The sequence below is a fragment of the Kribbella sp. NPDC002412 genome, assembly GCF_053592935.1.
In genome coordinates, this window is record NZ_JBSFBL010000038.1 from 1 (window position 1) to 14,731 (window position 14,731).

Sequence of the window (14,731 nt, forward strand, 5' to 3'; positions counted from 1 at the left end):
ATGATGGCTAGCCTACGGACACGTCCGGGCACCGGTCACAGCGGACCGGGATATCCCGACACCGCGCTGCCGGTTCAGCCGGGTCAGCGCGTCGACCCGGTCGACCAGGCCGCGCCCGGCCCGCAGCACTCGCCACAGCTCGTCGAGGATGACGAAGTAGTGCCGTCGCGGCTCCAGCCCGGCATCCGCGAGCGCCTGCGACACCGCCACCGCACCGAACCCGTAGGACCAGCAGGCCAGCAGTACGGCTGCCTGCAAGCTGGTCTCGGAGTCGTCGATGTTCGACACGTCGAAGACGACCGGGCGGTCCATCTGCATCGGGTTGTCGGTCTGCTCGGAGAAGATCTCGCCGAGCCGGCCCCCACCGACCAGACCGATCAGCGAGGCCTCGAGTCCTTCGGTGATCTGCCGGTACCGGTCCAGGCTGCCGCGGTCCAGGGCCACGTTGCGGACCTGGTCCGGCGCGTCCTGGATGACCTTCAGCAGGTCGCGCAGCAGTGGCGTGCCCTGGTGCCGCTCGTCGAGGACCTTGAGGGCCTCGTCGATGATGGTCTCCTCGCGGTCCGTCGGCGGGGCCGAGCGCATGATCGAGATCAGCGCCGACACCATCGTCTGGCGGCGGCCGTGCGCGTCCGCCTGGATCGCCTCCCGGGCCTTGCCGGTGAGCCGGAGCGCTGCCTGCCGGGACTCGCCCGGGTCGAGCACGTTCAGGTGTCCGCGGCCGCGGCCGAGCTGGATGACCTGGCCGCCGAGGGCCTCGATCAGGTCCTTGTAGTCGGGCTTCAGGTCACCGAGCACCAGCGGCTGGATGCCGTACCCGGCCAGGCCGAGCGCCATCCGCCGGGTGATCGTCGATTTGCCCAGACCGGGTTTGCCGAGCACGAACATGGACGGGTTCGAGATCAGCTTCGCCCGCATGAACCAGCTGATCGGGTCGCAGCACATGGTCGCGCCGGACAGGATGTTCCGGCCGATCGGCACGCCGACCATCGGGCTGCCGGTGCCGGCCGAGAACGGCCACAGTCCGCAGACCTGGACCGTCGTACCGCGCCACTCCGCCGGGGCCTGGATGTACGTCGAGTAGCCGCCGCCCATCCCGGGCCAGCCCCGCGGCATCGGCCGCTTGCCGCGACGCTTGGGGTCGGCCGGCTGCTTCGCGTTCTTGCTCACGATGACTCCCCAGCGGTCAGAGCGATTCCCGGATGCCGGCCGGGACCGACAGGTGGCTGTGCAGTACGACGCCCAGCGGCAGCGCGGCCACGAACGCGGAGTCCTGCGAGCCGTACGCCGGCCGGAGCAGGATGCGCGCGGTCGCGCCCAGGTTGTCGATGGCCGCGATCATGTCCGGGATCTGCTCGACCGTCATCACCGTGCCGGTGACGACCATGCCGAAGTTGACCAGACCCGCACCTCGGGCCTCCTCCTGCGCGGTGCGGTCCGCCGCCCGGGCCTCGGCCATCGTGCGGGCCGTCGGACGGTTCGACGTGGTCGCGCGGAAGGACGCGTTGCGCTTGTCCGCCTCCACCATGCGGGCCGCGGTGGCCGCGTCCAGCGGACGGTAGAGCAGGGTGACGCGCTTGCGGTCGATGTCGTTGTGCGGCGCGACCAGCTGGGACAGCACCGAGGAGAACACCTCACCACGCGGCGCCTGGGTCATCTGCCAGGTCACCGACCACGCGGAGTCGTGCCGGTACTTGTCCCAGAACGCCTGCGCGCCCGCCGGACCGACGTCGGTCCACTGCAGCTCCGGCGCCATCCCCTGGCCGCGCGCCTCGTCGATCAGGACGGCGGCGGCCGGGTCGTAGGCGATCCGCACGGTCTCGCACAGCTCCTGCGCGGTGACCGGCCGGGCAGCACCCGCACCGGTCGCGTTCAGGCTCTGGGTGAGCGCGGGCAGCCGGGACGCGAGCTCGCGGCCCATGTCGTCTTCCTTACGGCGCTTGCCGCTGCGGTCGGTGCCCTTGAAGGTCAGCGCGACCCGGGCCGAGATCAGCGCGGAGCCTTCCGGGTACGACTGCACGACCTCGGTCAGCATCGCCCGGGCGATGGCCGGCGTGCCGTCCATCATGTTGTTGCTGACCTCGCGACGCAGCCGGATGCCGGTGTCGGGCGCGCTCTCGACCGTCACCGAGGCGGCGACGATGCCCGGCTCGTGGCCGAGCGAGGCCAGCCACTGGCCCCAGTGCGCGACCCAGACGTCGACCTGCTCCTCGTCGACCAGCGAGGCGCCGTCGGGCTCGGCGTTGATCACCACGGTGAAGTGCCGGGTGCTCGGGTAGTACAGCAGCGCGAACGGCCGGCCGTACGAGTCCTGGTACTCGCTCAGCTGGGACGCGGCGGCCAGTCCGGGGAGCTGGAACTTGCCCCACGCGGTCCGGCCGAGCGGACCCGAACGGTAGATGTTGTGCTTCGCCATGGTCGCTCGTTGCCATCCAATACGGGTCGAGAGCCGTTGCAGTGTGGACAACCCGTGTTTGTCCTTGGTCATCAGCATCAGCAGGCAGATGCCGACGATCACCATCGTGACGATCGCCGCCTCGGGTCCGCCGGACATCATGGCGAACACCGTCATCAGCAGGCCGCCCATCATCAGGGCGGTGCCGAGGGTGCCCAGGCCGGCGATACCCGCCGAGACGGGCTGCCTCCAGTTGCCGTAGGTGCGCGGGGCGCTTCGTACGTTGTCAGCCGCTGCCACGTGGTCCGTCCGAGTCTCGTCGATCGTCGCGGCGGTCCTGGTCGTCCCGCCAACGGGTGTCCTGCTGCTGGATGCGAGCGCGGTCGCGGTCGCGGCTCATGTCGCGCTGCGAGCCCCCGCTGCCCGACGGGCCACCGCCACCACCGCCACCACCACCGCCGCCTCCTCCGCCACCGCCGCTTGTGGAGTCGTCGTCCAACACCTCGGAGGCGACCGTCTCCGACGCTTCCTTGGCCTTCTGGAACGCGACCACCGCAGCAGCAACCGGAGCAGCCGCGGCACCACCGGCCGCCGCAGCACCGCCACCACCTGCGGCAGCCGCACCGCCACCGCCACCTGCGGCAGCTGCGCCTCCGCCACCACCGGCTGCGGCCGCACCACCACCGCCACCGCCTGCGGCAGCCGTGCCGCCGCCCCCACCGCCGCCGCCGGCGCCACCAGTGGCTCCACCTCCGCCACCACCGCCGCCACCGGAACCGCTCTGGGCCTGGCTGGGCCGGCCGACGTTGCGGGCGCCGCTCGGGCCTTGGCCACCGCCGCCGCTACCGTCAGCGCCGCCCTGGTCGGCCCCCTGCGAAGCCTTGTCGGCGAGCTTGTCCATGCCGAGCATCTTCGCGCCGATCATGCCGGCGCCGGCCGAGCCCGCGGTCGCCGCGACCATCGGGACCAGGAAGCGCATCAGGGCCGGCAGCGCGAACAGGGCCAGGATCAGCAGCGTGAGGCCGGTGACCATGTTCATCACCTGGGTGCCGCCGGGTTCGGAGGATTCGTCGAAGTTCAGCCCCTGGCCGTTGTTCGAGGTGAGCCTGATCGCGGTCGCATAGATGATCGCGGCAACGAATTTGTAGAGGATGAACGCGAAGATCCAGCCCAGGATCTTCTTGAACCAGGTCCGGCCCATCTCGGTGTTGGTCGCCGCGGCCGCGATCGGCAGCACGCCGAGCAGCAGGATCAGCATCGCGCTGCGGACGATCATCAGCACGATCTGGATCACCCCGGCGATGATCGCCAGGATGCCGATGGTGATCGCCAGCCCGATGCCGAGCGGCCCGGCCGCCGGCGACAGGCCGATCATGGCGCCCATCGTCTCGCCGAAGCTCTTGCCACCGCCGGTGTTGCCCATGCCGCAGCGCCAGCCTTCGCCGGAGTCGCTGAGCGACGTGGTGACGATGCAGTCGGCGAACTTGTCGACGACCTCGATCAGCGCCTGCGCGATGCCGATCGTCAGCGCGGAGGCGATGGCCAGGGTGATCAGCGACCGGAGGATCTCCCGGGCCGCCTCACCGCGGTGGCTCCACGCCATCTGGATGGCGCCGACGATCAGGCCGATCGCGGCGACGAACAGCGCGATGTACTGGGTGTGCTGCCAGATCCAGCCCACGGTGTCGTTCGCGGGCGCGCCGTTGGCCCCGCCCACGGCGGGCGTGTCGACGTACACCCAGAAGGTGCCGATGGTGCCCATCAGCACCGTGACGGCTTCGGCGACGATGTCGAGAATGGGCTGGAACACGAAGTTGATCACCGCTTCCGCTACTGGTTTGAGCACAACCTCGACAGCGGCCTTCAGGCACTCGTACCAGCCGTCACCACATCCGAGCGGGATCATGTCAGGACGTCCTCGGTGAGACGAACCGCAGGATGGCGGGCAGCGCGACGCAGGCGAGGATCATCAGCGTCACGCCCATGACGAGCTTGAGTGTCTGCGAGGTGCCGTCGGGTGCGCCCGCGGGCGCCTCCGGACTTCCCATCAGCTTGATCGCGGTGGCATAGATCAGCGCTGCCACCGGTTTGTAGATGATGAAGCCCGCGAGCCAGGCCAGCGCCCGCTTGAACCACATCATGCCCATCTCGGTGTTGGTGGCGGCGGCGGTCAACGGAAGTACGCCGACCAGCAGGACGAGCATCCCGTACCGGACCACCATCAAGGCGAGCTGGATGATCGCGGTGATCACCATCAGGATGCCGACGAAGATGATCAGCGCCATCGCGAACGACTCGCCGGGATCCTTGAGCGGATCCAGCATCACCGAGGCGACCTTGTTCGCGAAGCCGGAGTCGTCGGCCCCGACCGCCTCGTGGATGATCCACTGCGAGAACTGGTCGGCGGCCTGGATCAGGGTGGCCGCGAAGGCCGCGCCGGCGGCCGAGACGACCACCATCGTGATCAACGACCGCAGGATGTCGCGCAGCGGCTCACCACGGTGCGAGATCGCCATCTGGATCGCGGCGACGATCACCGCGATGGTGGCCGCGACCGCCAGGATGTAGTTGGTGTGGACCTGGATGAAACCGGCCGCGCCGGTGTTGCCCACGTTCGGGGTGTCGATCCAGACCCAGAGGAAGCCGACCGCTTCGAGCACCACCTCGACGGCCGCCACCACGACGTCCCTGATCACCTCGAGGATGATCTTGAAGAACGGCCCCATGACCGCTTCCATCACGTCGCCGAGCTTCTCCTCGACGCAGTCGTCCCAGTCCCAGGGCGCCCAGGAACAGCCGAGGACGATCATCACGCCCCCCGGAACCGGACGTAGCCGTCCAGGGACTGCAGCACATCGGGCGCGGTCTCGCCGTTGAAGCTGCCGTCCGCCTGCAACACCGCCCGCCAGTCGTCGCGGTACCACTGCATCGTCACCGGCAACGAGGCGATCTTCGTCTCGTCGATCTGTACGGCGATCTGCAGCACGGCCCGGTTCGGCAGGTAGTCGAACACCTTGAACCCGATGAACTGCGCGACCTTGCCCTCGTTGCGCGGCGTCGTGCTCACCCGGGCCTCGCTGATCGCCCGGTTCCGGCCCGGTCCGGGCACCACCCGGGTGGCCAGCACGTCGTCGGTCAGGTCCGGGTTGCGGATCTGACCCAGCACGTTCATCGCGGCGAGCACGGCGCCGGTCGGCGAGTGGGCGAAGCAGGAGCGCACACCGGTCCGGTCCATGACGGCCGGACCTCCCTCTTGCTGGAGCGGAATCAGCATGTCTGCCTCGAACTGCCAGGTGACCGCCGACGGCGCCATCCGCGGGATCCTCTGGTCAGGGTTCTTGAGCTTGCAGCCACCGACACCGGGCGTGGGCGGCCCGGACGGTGTCACGGTGGAGGTGGGTCGGCCCGTGGGCGTGGCGGGCGGCACGGACGGTTCCTCGGTGGGCTGTTCGGTCGGCTCGACCACGCTCGGCGAGGTCGACGGCTGCGACGTCGGCGTCCCCGGGTCGCGGGCGAAGAGCCACACGATCAGGCAGACGACCACCGCGCCGACGACGATCGCCGAGGCGATGAAGCCGTTGTCCTGCCAGAAGCTGCCGGACGTGTCGCCGTCGCCGTCGCCACCCGCGGAACCGGAGCCTGAGTCTCTGCTGAACAGTCCCACAGCCGATCAGGCTCCGGCGACGGAGAGCGCGGTCACTTCAGCTGGTCGACGATAGCCGTCGCCGAGCCGATGATGATGCAGGCCGCCAGGACCCAGCCCAGCCGGGCCGCGTGCTCGCCACCCTCACCACGGCGCTGGCCGATGGCCATCATGGCGCCGGCGATGATGATGCCCAGACCGCAGATGAGGTACGCGATGATCTTGACCCAGTTGATGACGCCCTTGAGCTTGTCCATGCCGGGCGGGTTGTCGTCGATCATCGGGACCAGGCTGGCGGCCTCCGAGACCAGATGTACGAGCATCATTGCGGTGGTTGCCTTTCAGTACGGGGCGGGATAGTCCGCTGGGTTTGACGCGCGAAGAGCGTAGATGGATTCAAGGACTTCGAAAACCTCGTCAGGTGTGTTGTCAGGGGTGGGTGCCTCCCCCCGGCGCCACTCCTCGATCCACGGGATGTCCCACACCCTCGGCACGCCACCGCCGACGATGTCGGCGAAGTCGTCCAGGACGCGAGGCAGCCGGCCGGGAGCGTCCGCGATCAGCACCAGGCCGAGTACGGCGACGCCCTGCACGACTCCCGAGGCCCACTCGATCGCGGCCCGCTGAGCGGCCCGCAGGCCCGAACCGTTGGTCCGCGCGACCAGGATCACCGGGGTCGGCACCGGTGGCGGCGGGATCGGCCAGCGATGGTTGGCCGCCCGGGTCCCCGGAAGCAGCAGCGACATGGTCGTCTCGCCCGCACCCCCGTGCACACCGACCCACCAGAGCGTGTCGGCAGCGGGAATGGCGAACTTCGGCAGCCGTTGGTCCTCGGCCGGGGCCGGGACGCCGTGCTGCGGGGCGGACGGCCCGCGCCGGGAGAGATCCGCAGGCTGCGAGGGACCTGGAGCCGACTGTTCCGGACCCGGGGTCGGCGATTGCTGCCGAGTCCATGGGTTCTGCGTCATGCCCCCTCCTCTCGCAGTGCGTCACAGGCTGTCGCCCACAGTATTCTCTCGCTTTCCGGGTGTACTTTCGTGACCCATCCACAGGCGAGGATGTTTCTACCCCCTTGTCGGGGTCAGTCGAGCCGAGATCTCGCGTCATCGGCGGACCCGGTCTCCCCGGCCGGCCTTTGATGCGGTGGACATGCTAATGGTCTACTTTGCCGGGGACTCGGGTGGTGGCTCACTGGTACAGCGGTCTGGACCACTGATGACGGTGGCGGAGTCGGACGAGTGAGGAGTCAGGTGGCGGGAATGAGAGGTCGTCGTGGCTGAGAAGGTCCCGTCCTGGCCCAAGGTGACGATCCGGCTGTACGACGACCACAACGCCGAGGTCAAGATCGCCGGCCGCAGCCACCCGGTCAACCATCACGATCCGCGACAGGCCGCGATCGCCCTCGTCAGCGAGCGGGCCGCTCAGCTCGGCCGGCCGGTGAAGGCGACCGCGGTCGAGTCCGACGGCGCCTCCTGGCCGCTGGTCATCCACCCGGACGGCCGCGTCGAGGCGGTCGAGGAGCAGACCCGCAAGGGCAAGGGCGGCGGTGCCGAGAAGCCGATCTGGCCGATCATCGTCGCCGCCGTGGTAGCCGGCTGCCTGGTCGTCGGCACGGTCCTCTACCTGACCGTGCTCCCCAAGGGCGACGGTGTCGCCAAGCCGACCGAGTCGCCGAAGCTGCCCGCGCTGCCCGAGCCGAGCGTCGGGCCGGACCAGCTTGCCTCCCGGCCGGCGCCGCCCGGGTTCACGACCAACGCGAGCTGGACGGTCGACATCGCCCAGGACACGGTGCCCGCGGTGTCGCCGGACGGCACGGAGGTCGCCGTACTGACGCCCGACGACAAGATCGCGGTGTTCGACAGCAACGGCAAGGTGCTGTGGCAGGACAAGGTCCCGAACGACGCGCAGAACCCCGTCTACACCACCGTCGACTCCAAGGTCGTGCTCGCGGTCGCGACGTCGGACACGTTGTACTACTGGGCCGGCGACGGCGCGGAGGCCACCGAGATCGAGCTGCCGGACTCGGCCAAGGTGCAGTTCTTCGGCACGTCGCCGTTGATCGAGATGGGCAGCGCCGGGGCCAGCGTGGTCTCCGGCGGCGAGCTCAAGACGGTCGAGCACCAGCGCCGCGAGGCGACCATCCTGCTCGCCGAGGGCGACCGCGCGCTGATGGCCCGGTACGGCGGACCGCTCTACTGGAGCCAGCCGGGCAAGGACCTGCAGGAGGTGGACCCCAGGCCGCCGGCCGGGTCGAACGGCCTCCTCCGCGTGCTCGCCGCCAGCCCGGGGTACGTGCTGGTGCTGTGGAAGACCGCGGACGCCAACGTGGTGATCCCGGCGGTGCACTCGAGCGCCAACGGCGCGGTCGTCGCCATCTGTCAGGGCGACTCCGAGGGCACCGTGGAGAACTGGGACTGGGTCCCGGACACCGGCCGCAAGGTCGCTGCCTGGGGTGAGTGCCTGATCGACTTCACCCGGAAGCAGACGTTCCCGTCGCCCGACTTCCAGCCGCTGTCGATCACCGCCAACGTCGTCTACGGCAACCTGACCGGCAAGCTGGTCGCCACCTCTCCCGGCAAGCCCACCCACCCCCTCACCGCCGGCACCGCCCGACCCTGGGGCATCGCCGGCACCCACGCCATCGTCGTCCACAACTCAGTCCTCTACGCCTTGGACAAGAAGAAGTGACGCCGATGGCTTACCCGACAGGTACGGCGGTTGAGCTGACTGCTGGGATTCGGCGGCGCGTTGTGCGGGTGGTGGCGTGGTTGGTGGCGGTGGTTGTGTTGGTGGTGCCTTCGGGATGGGCCGTGGCGGAGGATGATCCGGCGCCGGTTCCGTGGCCGTCGATCGGCAAGCCGGAGTCGGGTGGTGGCGGGCAGGGTGGTCCGGCACCGATCAGCTGGCCGAGCGTCACCAAGCCGGAAGACACCGGCTCCTCCTCGAACCCGGCTCCAGTCCAGTGGCCCGCCCCGACAAAAACCAGCTGACCAGCCACAGCCTTCCCCCGGCCGAGGGAACGGGCTGAGCCCAGCCGGGCTGCTGGTGGGAGCCGGTTTGGGTAGGGAATGCACAAGGCCCGCACCTCCGGGAGGGAAGTGCGGGCCTTGAACGAGGTTAGGTCAGCTGGCTGCTACCTCGAGGCGGACCGTGGCGGCCACCTCGGGGTGGAGCTGCACCGAGACCTGGTGCTTGCCGGTGGTCTTGATCGGCGACGCGATCGCGATCGCGCGCTTCTCGACCAGCGGGCCGCCGGCGGACTTGATCGCGCCGGCGATGTCGGCCGGGGTGACCGAGCCGAACAGCCGGCCGGTCTCACCGGCCTTGACGTCCAGCGTGACGGTGAGCTGCTCGAGCTGGTTCTTGACCTCGCTCGCGTGCTCCTTGCCCTGGATCGCCCGGGCGTCGCGCGCCCGCTTGATCGACTGGATCTGCTTCTCGGCGCCGCGGGACCAGCCGATGGCCAGGCCGCGCGGGACCAGGTAGTTGCGGCCGTAGCCGTCCTTCACCTCGACGATGTCGCCGGGGGCTCCGAGGCCCTCGACCTCCTGCGCCAAAATCAGCTTCATGTGCCGGACCTCCCTCAGCGAGCCGTGCTCGTGTACGGCAGCAGCGCCACCTCACGAGCGTTCTTGATAGCGGTGGCCACGTCACGCTGGTGCTGCACGCAGTTCCCGGTCACCCGGCGGGCGCGGATCTTGCCGCGGTCCGAGATGAACTTGCGCAGCAGCGCGGTGTCCTTGTAGTCGACGTACGTCGCCTTGTCCTTGCAGAAGCCGCAAATCTTCTTCTTCGGCTTCCGAATGATCTTGGCCATTGTGGTGCTCTCTTCCTTCCAGAGCCCGGCACACGTGCCGGAATGGTCTGTTTCCTAACTGGTCACGACCCGGACCGGATCAGAACGGGGGCTCCTCCATCGAGCCGCCGCCCTGGCTGGCCCAGGGGTCGTTCTGCGGGGCGGACTGGCCGCCACCGCCCTGTCCCTGCGGGGTCGCCCAGGGGTCGTTCTGCTGGCCGCCACCCTGGCCGCCGCCTTGGTTGCCGCCGTAGCCGCCGCCACCCTGGTTGCCGCCATAGCCGCCACCCTGGTTGCCACCGCCACCGAACCCACCGCCGTCGGAGCGCGACGTCTTGGAGATCTTGAGCGTCGCGTAGCGCATGCTCGCGCCGATCTCCTCGACATCACACTCGAAAACGGTGCGCTTGTTCCCGTCGCGGTCGTCGTAGCTCCGCGCCTTCAGGCGACCGTGCACGACGACACGGGACCCTCGGGTCAGGGACTCGGCGACGTTCTCGGCGACCTGACGCCACACGGCACACGAGATGAAGAGGGTTTCGCCGTCTTTCCACTCGTTGCTCTGCCGGTCCAGCGTCCGCGGGGTGCAGGCGATCGTGAAGTTCGCCACCGCGGCGCCCGACGGCGTGAAGCGCAGCTCCGGATCACCCGTCAGATTTCCGATCAGAGTGATGGGTGGTTCACCGGCCATGACAACTCCTCCTGATTTCGGGTGTGGCTCTCAACAACTATCAGTAGCGGCTGGCGCCGACAGTACCGATGGTTGCTGACGACCCCAGAGTCAGTGCTGGTCCGGCCGGATGACCTTGGTGCGGAGGATCGACTCGTTCAGCGTGAGCTGGCGGTCGAGCTCCTTCACCACCGCGGGCTCCGCGGTCAGGTCGATGACGGCGTAGATGCCTTCGGCCTTCTTCTTCACGTCATAGGCAAGCTTGCGACGACCCCAGATGTCGAGCTTCTCGACCGTGCCACCTTCCTTGCGGACGATGTTCAGGTACTGGTCGATGGACGGCTCTACGGTGCGCTCATCGAGCTCAGGGTCGAGGATCACCATGACTTCGTAACGACGCATGCGCGAACTCCACCTCCTTCGGACTTGGCGGCCACGGTCTCTCCGTGGCAGGAGGGCGATGCGATGATGCCCGGCGTCGGCACTTGCCACCGGCGCCAAGCAATGAGCCCGGTCGATGGACCGGGCCACACCCAAAAGAATACCAGCGTCCGGACGCCCTCTTGACCATATCCACAGGGCACTTCCGGTGACTCTCCGTCACGCCACGGCGATCAGTCGTCACTCTCCGGCCCGACCACCAGCAGATCGATGTGTACGGCGAGGACCCGGCCGGCCGCGTCCACAGTCCGCACCACGGGGTACGCGCCGTCACCCCAGCCGGAGTGCGTCAGCACCACGTTCTCACCGTCCGTGGCGAGCGGCAGCACGATGTTCGCGCAGCCCTCGCGGAGGTGGTCGGCCGAGTCCATCAGCGCGAACCAGCTGTCGTCACGGCCGTTGTCGAACAGGTCGTCGTACCAGTCGCCCTCCGGCATCTTCGTCCGGACGGCCTCGGCGTCCACGAACGCGACCGTGCCCGCGTCCACACCGACCAGCCAGAACTCGTCCTCGCCCAGCGCCTCGTCGGAGCTGGTCGCCGCCTCCACCCGAGCGACCTCCCCGTCCGCGACGCGCAGCGACAGGAACGCCTCGCGCAAATGGCTCCCGTCCTGCTCCTCCGACACGTCAGCCACGGTGACCTGCACCGGGTAGTCACCAGGCGGTACGTCGACCACCGGCGCCTCCCCCAGCGTGACGAACGGGTCGCAGGCTTCGAGGCGGCCACTCGGGACACGCAGCACGCCGAGGTCGTGGACGGTCAAGGACCAGGTCCTTCCGTCGACCTCGACGGGACCAGGGCGGAGGGCACGGAAGTACTCGGGGCTGATCACGAGCCAAGGCTAGAGGGGTGGCGACGATCGGCCGCAGAGGTACGTCGCAAGGTCAACAGGAGCAGCGGGACCGCCAGTAGCCAGGAGAATGTCGACAGGAGGCTGAATCCACCAAGCGTGAAGAGCCAAGGAGACGCGGCGGTAGCCAACGCGGAGACGGTCCAGATGGACGACTCGACCTTGCTCTCGAGTTCCGCGGAGACCAGTAGCGCGCTGCCGCCCAGGTAGCAGAGGTTCCAGGCGTAGCCGAGCAGGAACAACGCCGGCGTGAAGACCGGACCGGACTGAGTGATCAGGACTCCGGATACAAGCAGCAAGCTGAGGCCGGCCACCACCACGGGCCGAGTGCCGAACCGGTCGATGCTCCATCCGGTCAGCGGAGACAACGCGAACATGCCGAGCGTGTGAGCGGACAGCATCACCCCCAACGCCCCGAGCCCTGCGCCGTGGTGGTGTGCATGCACCGGCACCGCAGTCATCAGCGCCACCATCACCAGATGCCCCACGACCATCACAGCGGCCGCCAGCACAACCTGAGTACGGCGAGGCGCCGCCAACGGCTCGTGATCCGTCGGCACATCCACCGCCCGGACCCGCGGGATGTAGGTGGACGCAATCAATGCGGCGAACACAGCCGCCAACGCCAGCAGGAACGGTCCCGCGACCGATGGCAGCCCCAGTGCGCGAGCGAAGGACTGCGACGGCGCCATCAGGAACGGTCCGCCGGCGGCACCCGCCGTACTGGCCCAGACGACTGTGCTCATGGCTGACGCGCGTCGGGCGGCAGGTACGGCGTCAGCCGCGGCGTACCGCGACAGCAGGCTCGCTGCGTTGCCCGCCCCGAGCAGGAACATGCCGACAAACAGCAGCGCGACGTGAGCGCCCACGGCGGTTAGCACGGTCAGCGCTCCACCCGCGACACCAACGCCGTACCCAGTGCGGAGTGCCTGAGCGCGTCCGTGGCGGGCTGTCCATCTGCCGACGGCCAGTGCGCCGGCGGCTGTGCCCAGTACGCCTGCTGTGTTGGGCAGACCGGCCAAGCCAGGGCTCAGCTTGTCGGAGATCAGGATGGTGCTCACCGCGCTCGCTGCGACCATGGCAGCGTTCATCAGGGCGGCGGCCAGAACGACGGGGATCAGCATGCCTGCAACGCTAGAAAGGCCGTCGCCGTCCCTGAAGGCACGAAGTAAGGCGTTCGCCCTTGTGGAGCGGCGATGTCGAAGGTGTTCTGGAGAGATGACCTTTCAGGAGCGAAACCTGGACGCGACGGACTGGCAGATCCTCGCCGAACTGCAGGCTGACGGACGCCTGTCGTTCAACCAGCTGGGGAAACGGGTCAACCTGTCACCGCCTGCCGTGGCAGATCGGGTACGGCGCTTGGAGGAGTCGGGCGTGATCGTCGGCTACCGCGCACAGGTCGATCCGGCCCGCGCAGGCCAACCGCTGTCCGCCTTCGTCCAGATGCGCTGCACGACCGGGCGCTGCCTGCTGAAGACCACCCGCGCCGAGGACTTCCCCGAGGTGCTGGAGATCCACAAGCTCAGCGGCAACTCGTGCTCGATGCTCCGTGTTCGCGTGACCTCCATGCGCCACCTGGAAGGTCTCTTCGAACGCCTCGGCGAGCACGGGGAGATGAACACGCACGTGGTCCTGTCCACCGAGTTCGAGGGCCGCCCGGTCCAGCCGCCCGCTCAGGACTCCCGGCCGGTGACGCGTTCCAAGGGATGGGGTTCCTGAGATCGGGGCGGTGGGGCGGGGGAGGAATCAGTACTGTCGGTCGGCGGTTCTAGGGTGGGGTCATGAGCTTGAAGCTGGGTGCGCACGTGGACCAGGAAGACCCGCTGGCCGAGGCGGCCGACCGGGGCGCCGACCTGGTGCAGTTCTTCCTGGGCAACCCCCAGGACTACAAGGCGCCGAAGCTCGCGTACGCCGACGGCGAAGCGGCACTGAAGGAGCGAGCCGCCGCGGCGGGCGTCGACCTGTACGTGCACGCGCCGTACCGGCTGAACGTGGCGAACACGAACAACCGGATCCGGATCCCGAGCCGCAAGCTGCTCCAGCAGACCCTCGACAAGGCGGCCGAGATCGCGGTCAAGGGCGTCATCGTGCACGGTGGGCACGTCGGCGAGGAGGACGACCCGGAGGCCGGCTTCGACAACTGGCGCAAGTGCATCGAGCGGGCCGAGCTGCCGGTCCCGCTGCTGATCGAGAACACGGCCGGCGGTGAGAACGCGATGGCCCGCCAGCTGGACCGGATCGCCCGGCTGTGGGACGCGGTCCAGTCCTCCGGCACCGACCGGCTGGAGAACGTCGGCTTCTGCCTGGACACCTGTCACTTCCACGCGGCCGGCGAGGAGCTGCCGACGATCGTTGAGAAGGTGAAGGCGATCACCGGGCGGATCGACCTGGTGCACGCCAACGGGTCACGCGACGAGTTCGGCTCCGGCGCGGACCGGCACAGCAACTTCGAGGAGGGTCACATCGACCCGGCCGACATCGTCGCCGTGGTGCAGGCCGCCGGCGCCCCGGTGGTCGTCGAGACTCCGAACGCGAACCACGGCCAGAAGGCCGACATCGACTACCTCAGGTCTCATCTGAAGTAGCCGCGGGCAGGCCGTGCACCCAGTAGGCGATACCCCACGGCAGCAGCAGCGCGAGCGCAGTGGTGTTGCGGGTGGGGATGAGAATGCCCGCGGTGATCGCGATCAGCAGTACGACGGTCGACGCCTGGAAGAGGTCGAGCCGGCCGATCACGCGGGTACGCAGCGTCGCGCGGTCGAGTGCGCAGGCGCCGTACCCCGCGATCAAGGCGAGGACGGCGAGGAGTGCGACGACCACGCCGACCCAGGCGCCGGCGCCGTACTGCGAGGCGCCGCCGAGGATGCCGGCGAGCTGGAAGACGCCGACCAGCGCGGTCAGCGCGGCACAGGTCCCGAGCAGACGCACGGCCGTA

17 protein-coding genes are annotated in these 14,731 nt (G+C 68.9%); 3 read left to right on the forward strand and 14 right to left on the reverse strand.

Annotated features, from left to right (window positions below; genetic code table 11):
• Positions 1 to 12: 12 nt before the first annotated feature.
• Genes ACWCOV_RS27195 through ACWCOV_RS27225 form a run of 7 tightly spaced genes read right to left on the reverse strand, consistent with a single transcriptional unit; the run spans position 13 to position 7,006 of the window.
• Positions 13 to 1,170, reverse strand: coding sequence for an ATP/GTP-binding protein (locus tag ACWCOV_RS27195; protein WP_449832141.1), 1,158 nt, complete (start codon positions 1,168 to 1,170; stop codon positions 13 to 15).
• 16 nt (positions 1,171 to 1,186) lie between these two features.
• Positions 1,187 to 2,695: an SCO6880 family protein gene (locus ACWCOV_RS27200; protein ID WP_449832142.1), complete on the reverse strand. Its 1,509-nt coding sequence runs from the start codon at positions 2,693 to 2,695 to the stop codon at positions 1,187 to 1,189.
• Positions 2,682 to 4,301, reverse strand: a complete 1,620-nt coding sequence (locus ACWCOV_RS27205; protein WP_449832143.1) for a type IV secretion system protein — start codon at positions 4,299 to 4,301, stop codon at positions 2,682 to 2,684. Before ACWCOV_RS27205 ends, ACWCOV_RS27200 begins: the two co-directional genes overlap by 14 nt.
• A gap of 1 nt (position 4,302) precedes the next feature.
• Positions 4,303 to 5,205, reverse strand: a complete 903-nt coding sequence (locus ACWCOV_RS27210; RefSeq protein WP_449832144.1) for a type IV secretion system protein — start codon at positions 5,203 to 5,205, stop codon at positions 4,303 to 4,305.
• Positions 5,205 to 6,059 (reverse strand): hypothetical protein, encoded by an 855-nt coding sequence (locus ACWCOV_RS27215; protein ID WP_449832145.1) that lies wholly within the window; start codon positions 6,057 to 6,059, stop codon positions 5,205 to 5,207. Before ACWCOV_RS27215 ends, ACWCOV_RS27210 begins: the two co-directional genes overlap by 1 nt.
• A gap of 32 nt (positions 6,060 to 6,091) precedes the next feature.
• Positions 6,092 to 6,319: a conjugal transfer protein TrbC gene (locus ACWCOV_RS27220; protein ID WP_449832146.1), complete on the reverse strand. Its 228-nt coding sequence runs from the start codon at positions 6,317 to 6,319 to the stop codon at positions 6,092 to 6,094.
• A gap of 60 nt (positions 6,320 to 6,379) precedes the next feature.
• On the reverse strand, positions 6,380 to 7,006 hold the full coding sequence (locus tag ACWCOV_RS27225; protein ID WP_360513974.1) for a DUF6668 family protein: 627 nt from the start codon (positions 7,004 to 7,006) through the stop codon (positions 6,380 to 6,382).
• 304 nt (positions 7,007 to 7,310) lie between these two features.
• On the opposite strand from ACWCOV_RS27225, the gene ACWCOV_RS27230 reads away from it, so the two are divergent.
• Positions 7,311 to 8,726 carry a hypothetical protein gene (locus tag ACWCOV_RS27230; RefSeq protein WP_449832147.1) on the forward strand — a complete coding sequence of 472 codons (1,416 nt, stop codon included), beginning with the start codon at positions 7,311 to 7,313 and terminating at the stop codon, positions 8,724 to 8,726.
• Between the two features lie 434 nt (positions 8,727 to 9,160).
• Here the strand turns inward: ACWCOV_RS27230 and rplI are convergent, their stop codons facing one another.
• From rplI to ACWCOV_RS27260, 6 genes are all read right to left on the reverse strand, one after another.
• Positions 9,161 to 9,607 carry a 50S ribosomal protein L9 gene (gene rplI / locus ACWCOV_RS27235; protein ID WP_449832148.1) on the reverse strand — a complete coding sequence of 149 codons (447 nt, stop codon included), beginning with the start codon at positions 9,605 to 9,607 and terminating at the stop codon, positions 9,161 to 9,163.
• 14 nt (positions 9,608 to 9,621) lie between these two features.
• Positions 9,622 to 9,855, reverse strand: coding sequence for a 30S ribosomal protein S18 (gene rpsR / locus ACWCOV_RS27240; protein ID WP_133798335.1), 234 nt, complete (start codon positions 9,853 to 9,855; stop codon positions 9,622 to 9,624).
• A 79-nt stretch (positions 9,856 to 9,934) separates the two neighbouring features.
• Positions 9,935 to 10,525: a single-stranded DNA-binding protein gene (locus tag ACWCOV_RS27245; protein WP_449832149.1), complete on the reverse strand. Its 591-nt coding sequence runs from the start codon at positions 10,523 to 10,525 to the stop codon at positions 9,935 to 9,937.
• 90 nt (positions 10,526 to 10,615) lie between these two features.
• Positions 10,616 to 10,906 carry a 30S ribosomal protein S6 gene (rpsF, locus tag ACWCOV_RS27250; protein ID WP_132211461.1) on the reverse strand — a complete coding sequence of 97 codons (291 nt, stop codon included), beginning with the start codon at positions 10,904 to 10,906 and terminating at the stop codon, positions 10,616 to 10,618.
• Positions 10,907 to 11,118: 212 nt separating this feature from the next.
• Positions 11,119 to 11,778, reverse strand: a complete 660-nt coding sequence (locus ACWCOV_RS27255; RefSeq protein WP_449832150.1) for a DUF4241 domain-containing protein — start codon at positions 11,776 to 11,778, stop codon at positions 11,119 to 11,121.
• Complete coding sequence (locus ACWCOV_RS27260; RefSeq protein ID WP_449832151.1) at positions 11,775 to 12,920, reverse strand: MFS transporter; 1,146 nt, start codon at positions 12,918 to 12,920, stop codon at positions 11,775 to 11,777. Before ACWCOV_RS27260 ends, ACWCOV_RS27255 begins: the two co-directional genes overlap by 4 nt.
• A 94-nt stretch (positions 12,921 to 13,014) precedes the next feature.
• Between ACWCOV_RS27260 and ACWCOV_RS27265 the strand changes: the two genes are divergently transcribed.
• The gene (locus ACWCOV_RS27265) at positions 13,015 to 13,515 is read left to right on the forward strand and encodes an Lrp/AsnC family transcriptional regulator (protein WP_449832152.1); all 501 of its coding nucleotides are present in this window, start codon (positions 13,015 to 13,017) and stop codon (positions 13,513 to 13,515) included.
• Between the two features lie 62 nt (positions 13,516 to 13,577).
• Positions 13,578 to 14,381, forward strand: coding sequence for a deoxyribonuclease IV (locus tag ACWCOV_RS27270; protein WP_449832153.1), 804 nt, complete (start codon positions 13,578 to 13,580; stop codon positions 14,379 to 14,381).
• Here the strand turns inward: ACWCOV_RS27270 and ACWCOV_RS27275 are convergent.
• On the reverse strand, positions 14,362 to 14,724 hold the full coding sequence (locus ACWCOV_RS27275) for a hypothetical protein (protein ID WP_449832154.1): 363 nt from the start codon (positions 14,722 to 14,724) through the stop codon (positions 14,362 to 14,364). The two genes, ACWCOV_RS27270 and ACWCOV_RS27275, sit on opposite strands and share 20 nt — an antisense overlap.
• Positions 14,725 to 14,731 lie beyond the last annotated feature (7 nt).

Excerpts from the sequence above, each read along its gene's own strand:
- ACWCOV_RS27205 (WP_449832143.1), bottom strand. The coding sequence starts at position 4,301 with ATGATCCCGCTCGGATGTGGTGACGGCTGGTACGAGTGCCTGAAGGCC.
- ACWCOV_RS27210 (WP_449832144.1), bottom strand. The coding sequence starts at position 5,205 with ATGATCGTCCTCGGCTGTTCCTGGGCGCCCTGGGACTGGGACGACTGC.
- ACWCOV_RS27225 (WP_360513974.1), bottom strand. The coding sequence starts at position 7,006 with ATGACGCAGAACCCATGGACTCGGCAGCAATCGCCGACCCCGGGTCCG.
- ACWCOV_RS27260 (WP_449832151.1), bottom strand. The coding sequence starts at position 12,920 with ATGCTGATCCCCGTCGTTCTGGCCGCCGCCCTGATGAACGCTGCCATG.
- rpsR (WP_133798335.1), bottom strand. The coding sequence starts at position 9,855 with ATGGCCAAGATCATTCGGAAGCCGAAGAAGAAGATTTGCGGCTTCTGC.
- ACWCOV_RS27265 (WP_449832152.1), top strand. The coding sequence starts at position 13,015 with ATGACCTTTCAGGAGCGAAACCTGGACGCGACGGACTGGCAGATCCTC.
- rplI (WP_449832148.1), bottom strand. The coding sequence starts at position 9,607 with ATGAAGCTGATTTTGGCGCAGGAGGTCGAGGGCCTCGGAGCCCCCGGC.
- ACWCOV_RS27220 (WP_449832146.1), bottom strand. The coding sequence starts at position 6,319 with ATGATCGACGACAACCCGCCCGGCATGGACAAGCTCAAGGGCGTCATC.
- rpsF (WP_132211461.1), bottom strand. The coding sequence starts at position 10,906 with ATGCGTCGTTACGAAGTCATGGTGATCCTCGACCCTGAGCTCGATGAG.
- ACWCOV_RS27245 (WP_449832149.1), bottom strand. The coding sequence starts at position 10,525 with ATGGCCGGTGAACCACCCATCACTCTGATCGGAAATCTGACGGGTGAT.
- ACWCOV_RS27270 (WP_449832153.1), top strand. The coding sequence starts at position 13,578 with ATGAGCTTGAAGCTGGGTGCGCACGTGGACCAGGAAGACCCGCTGGCC.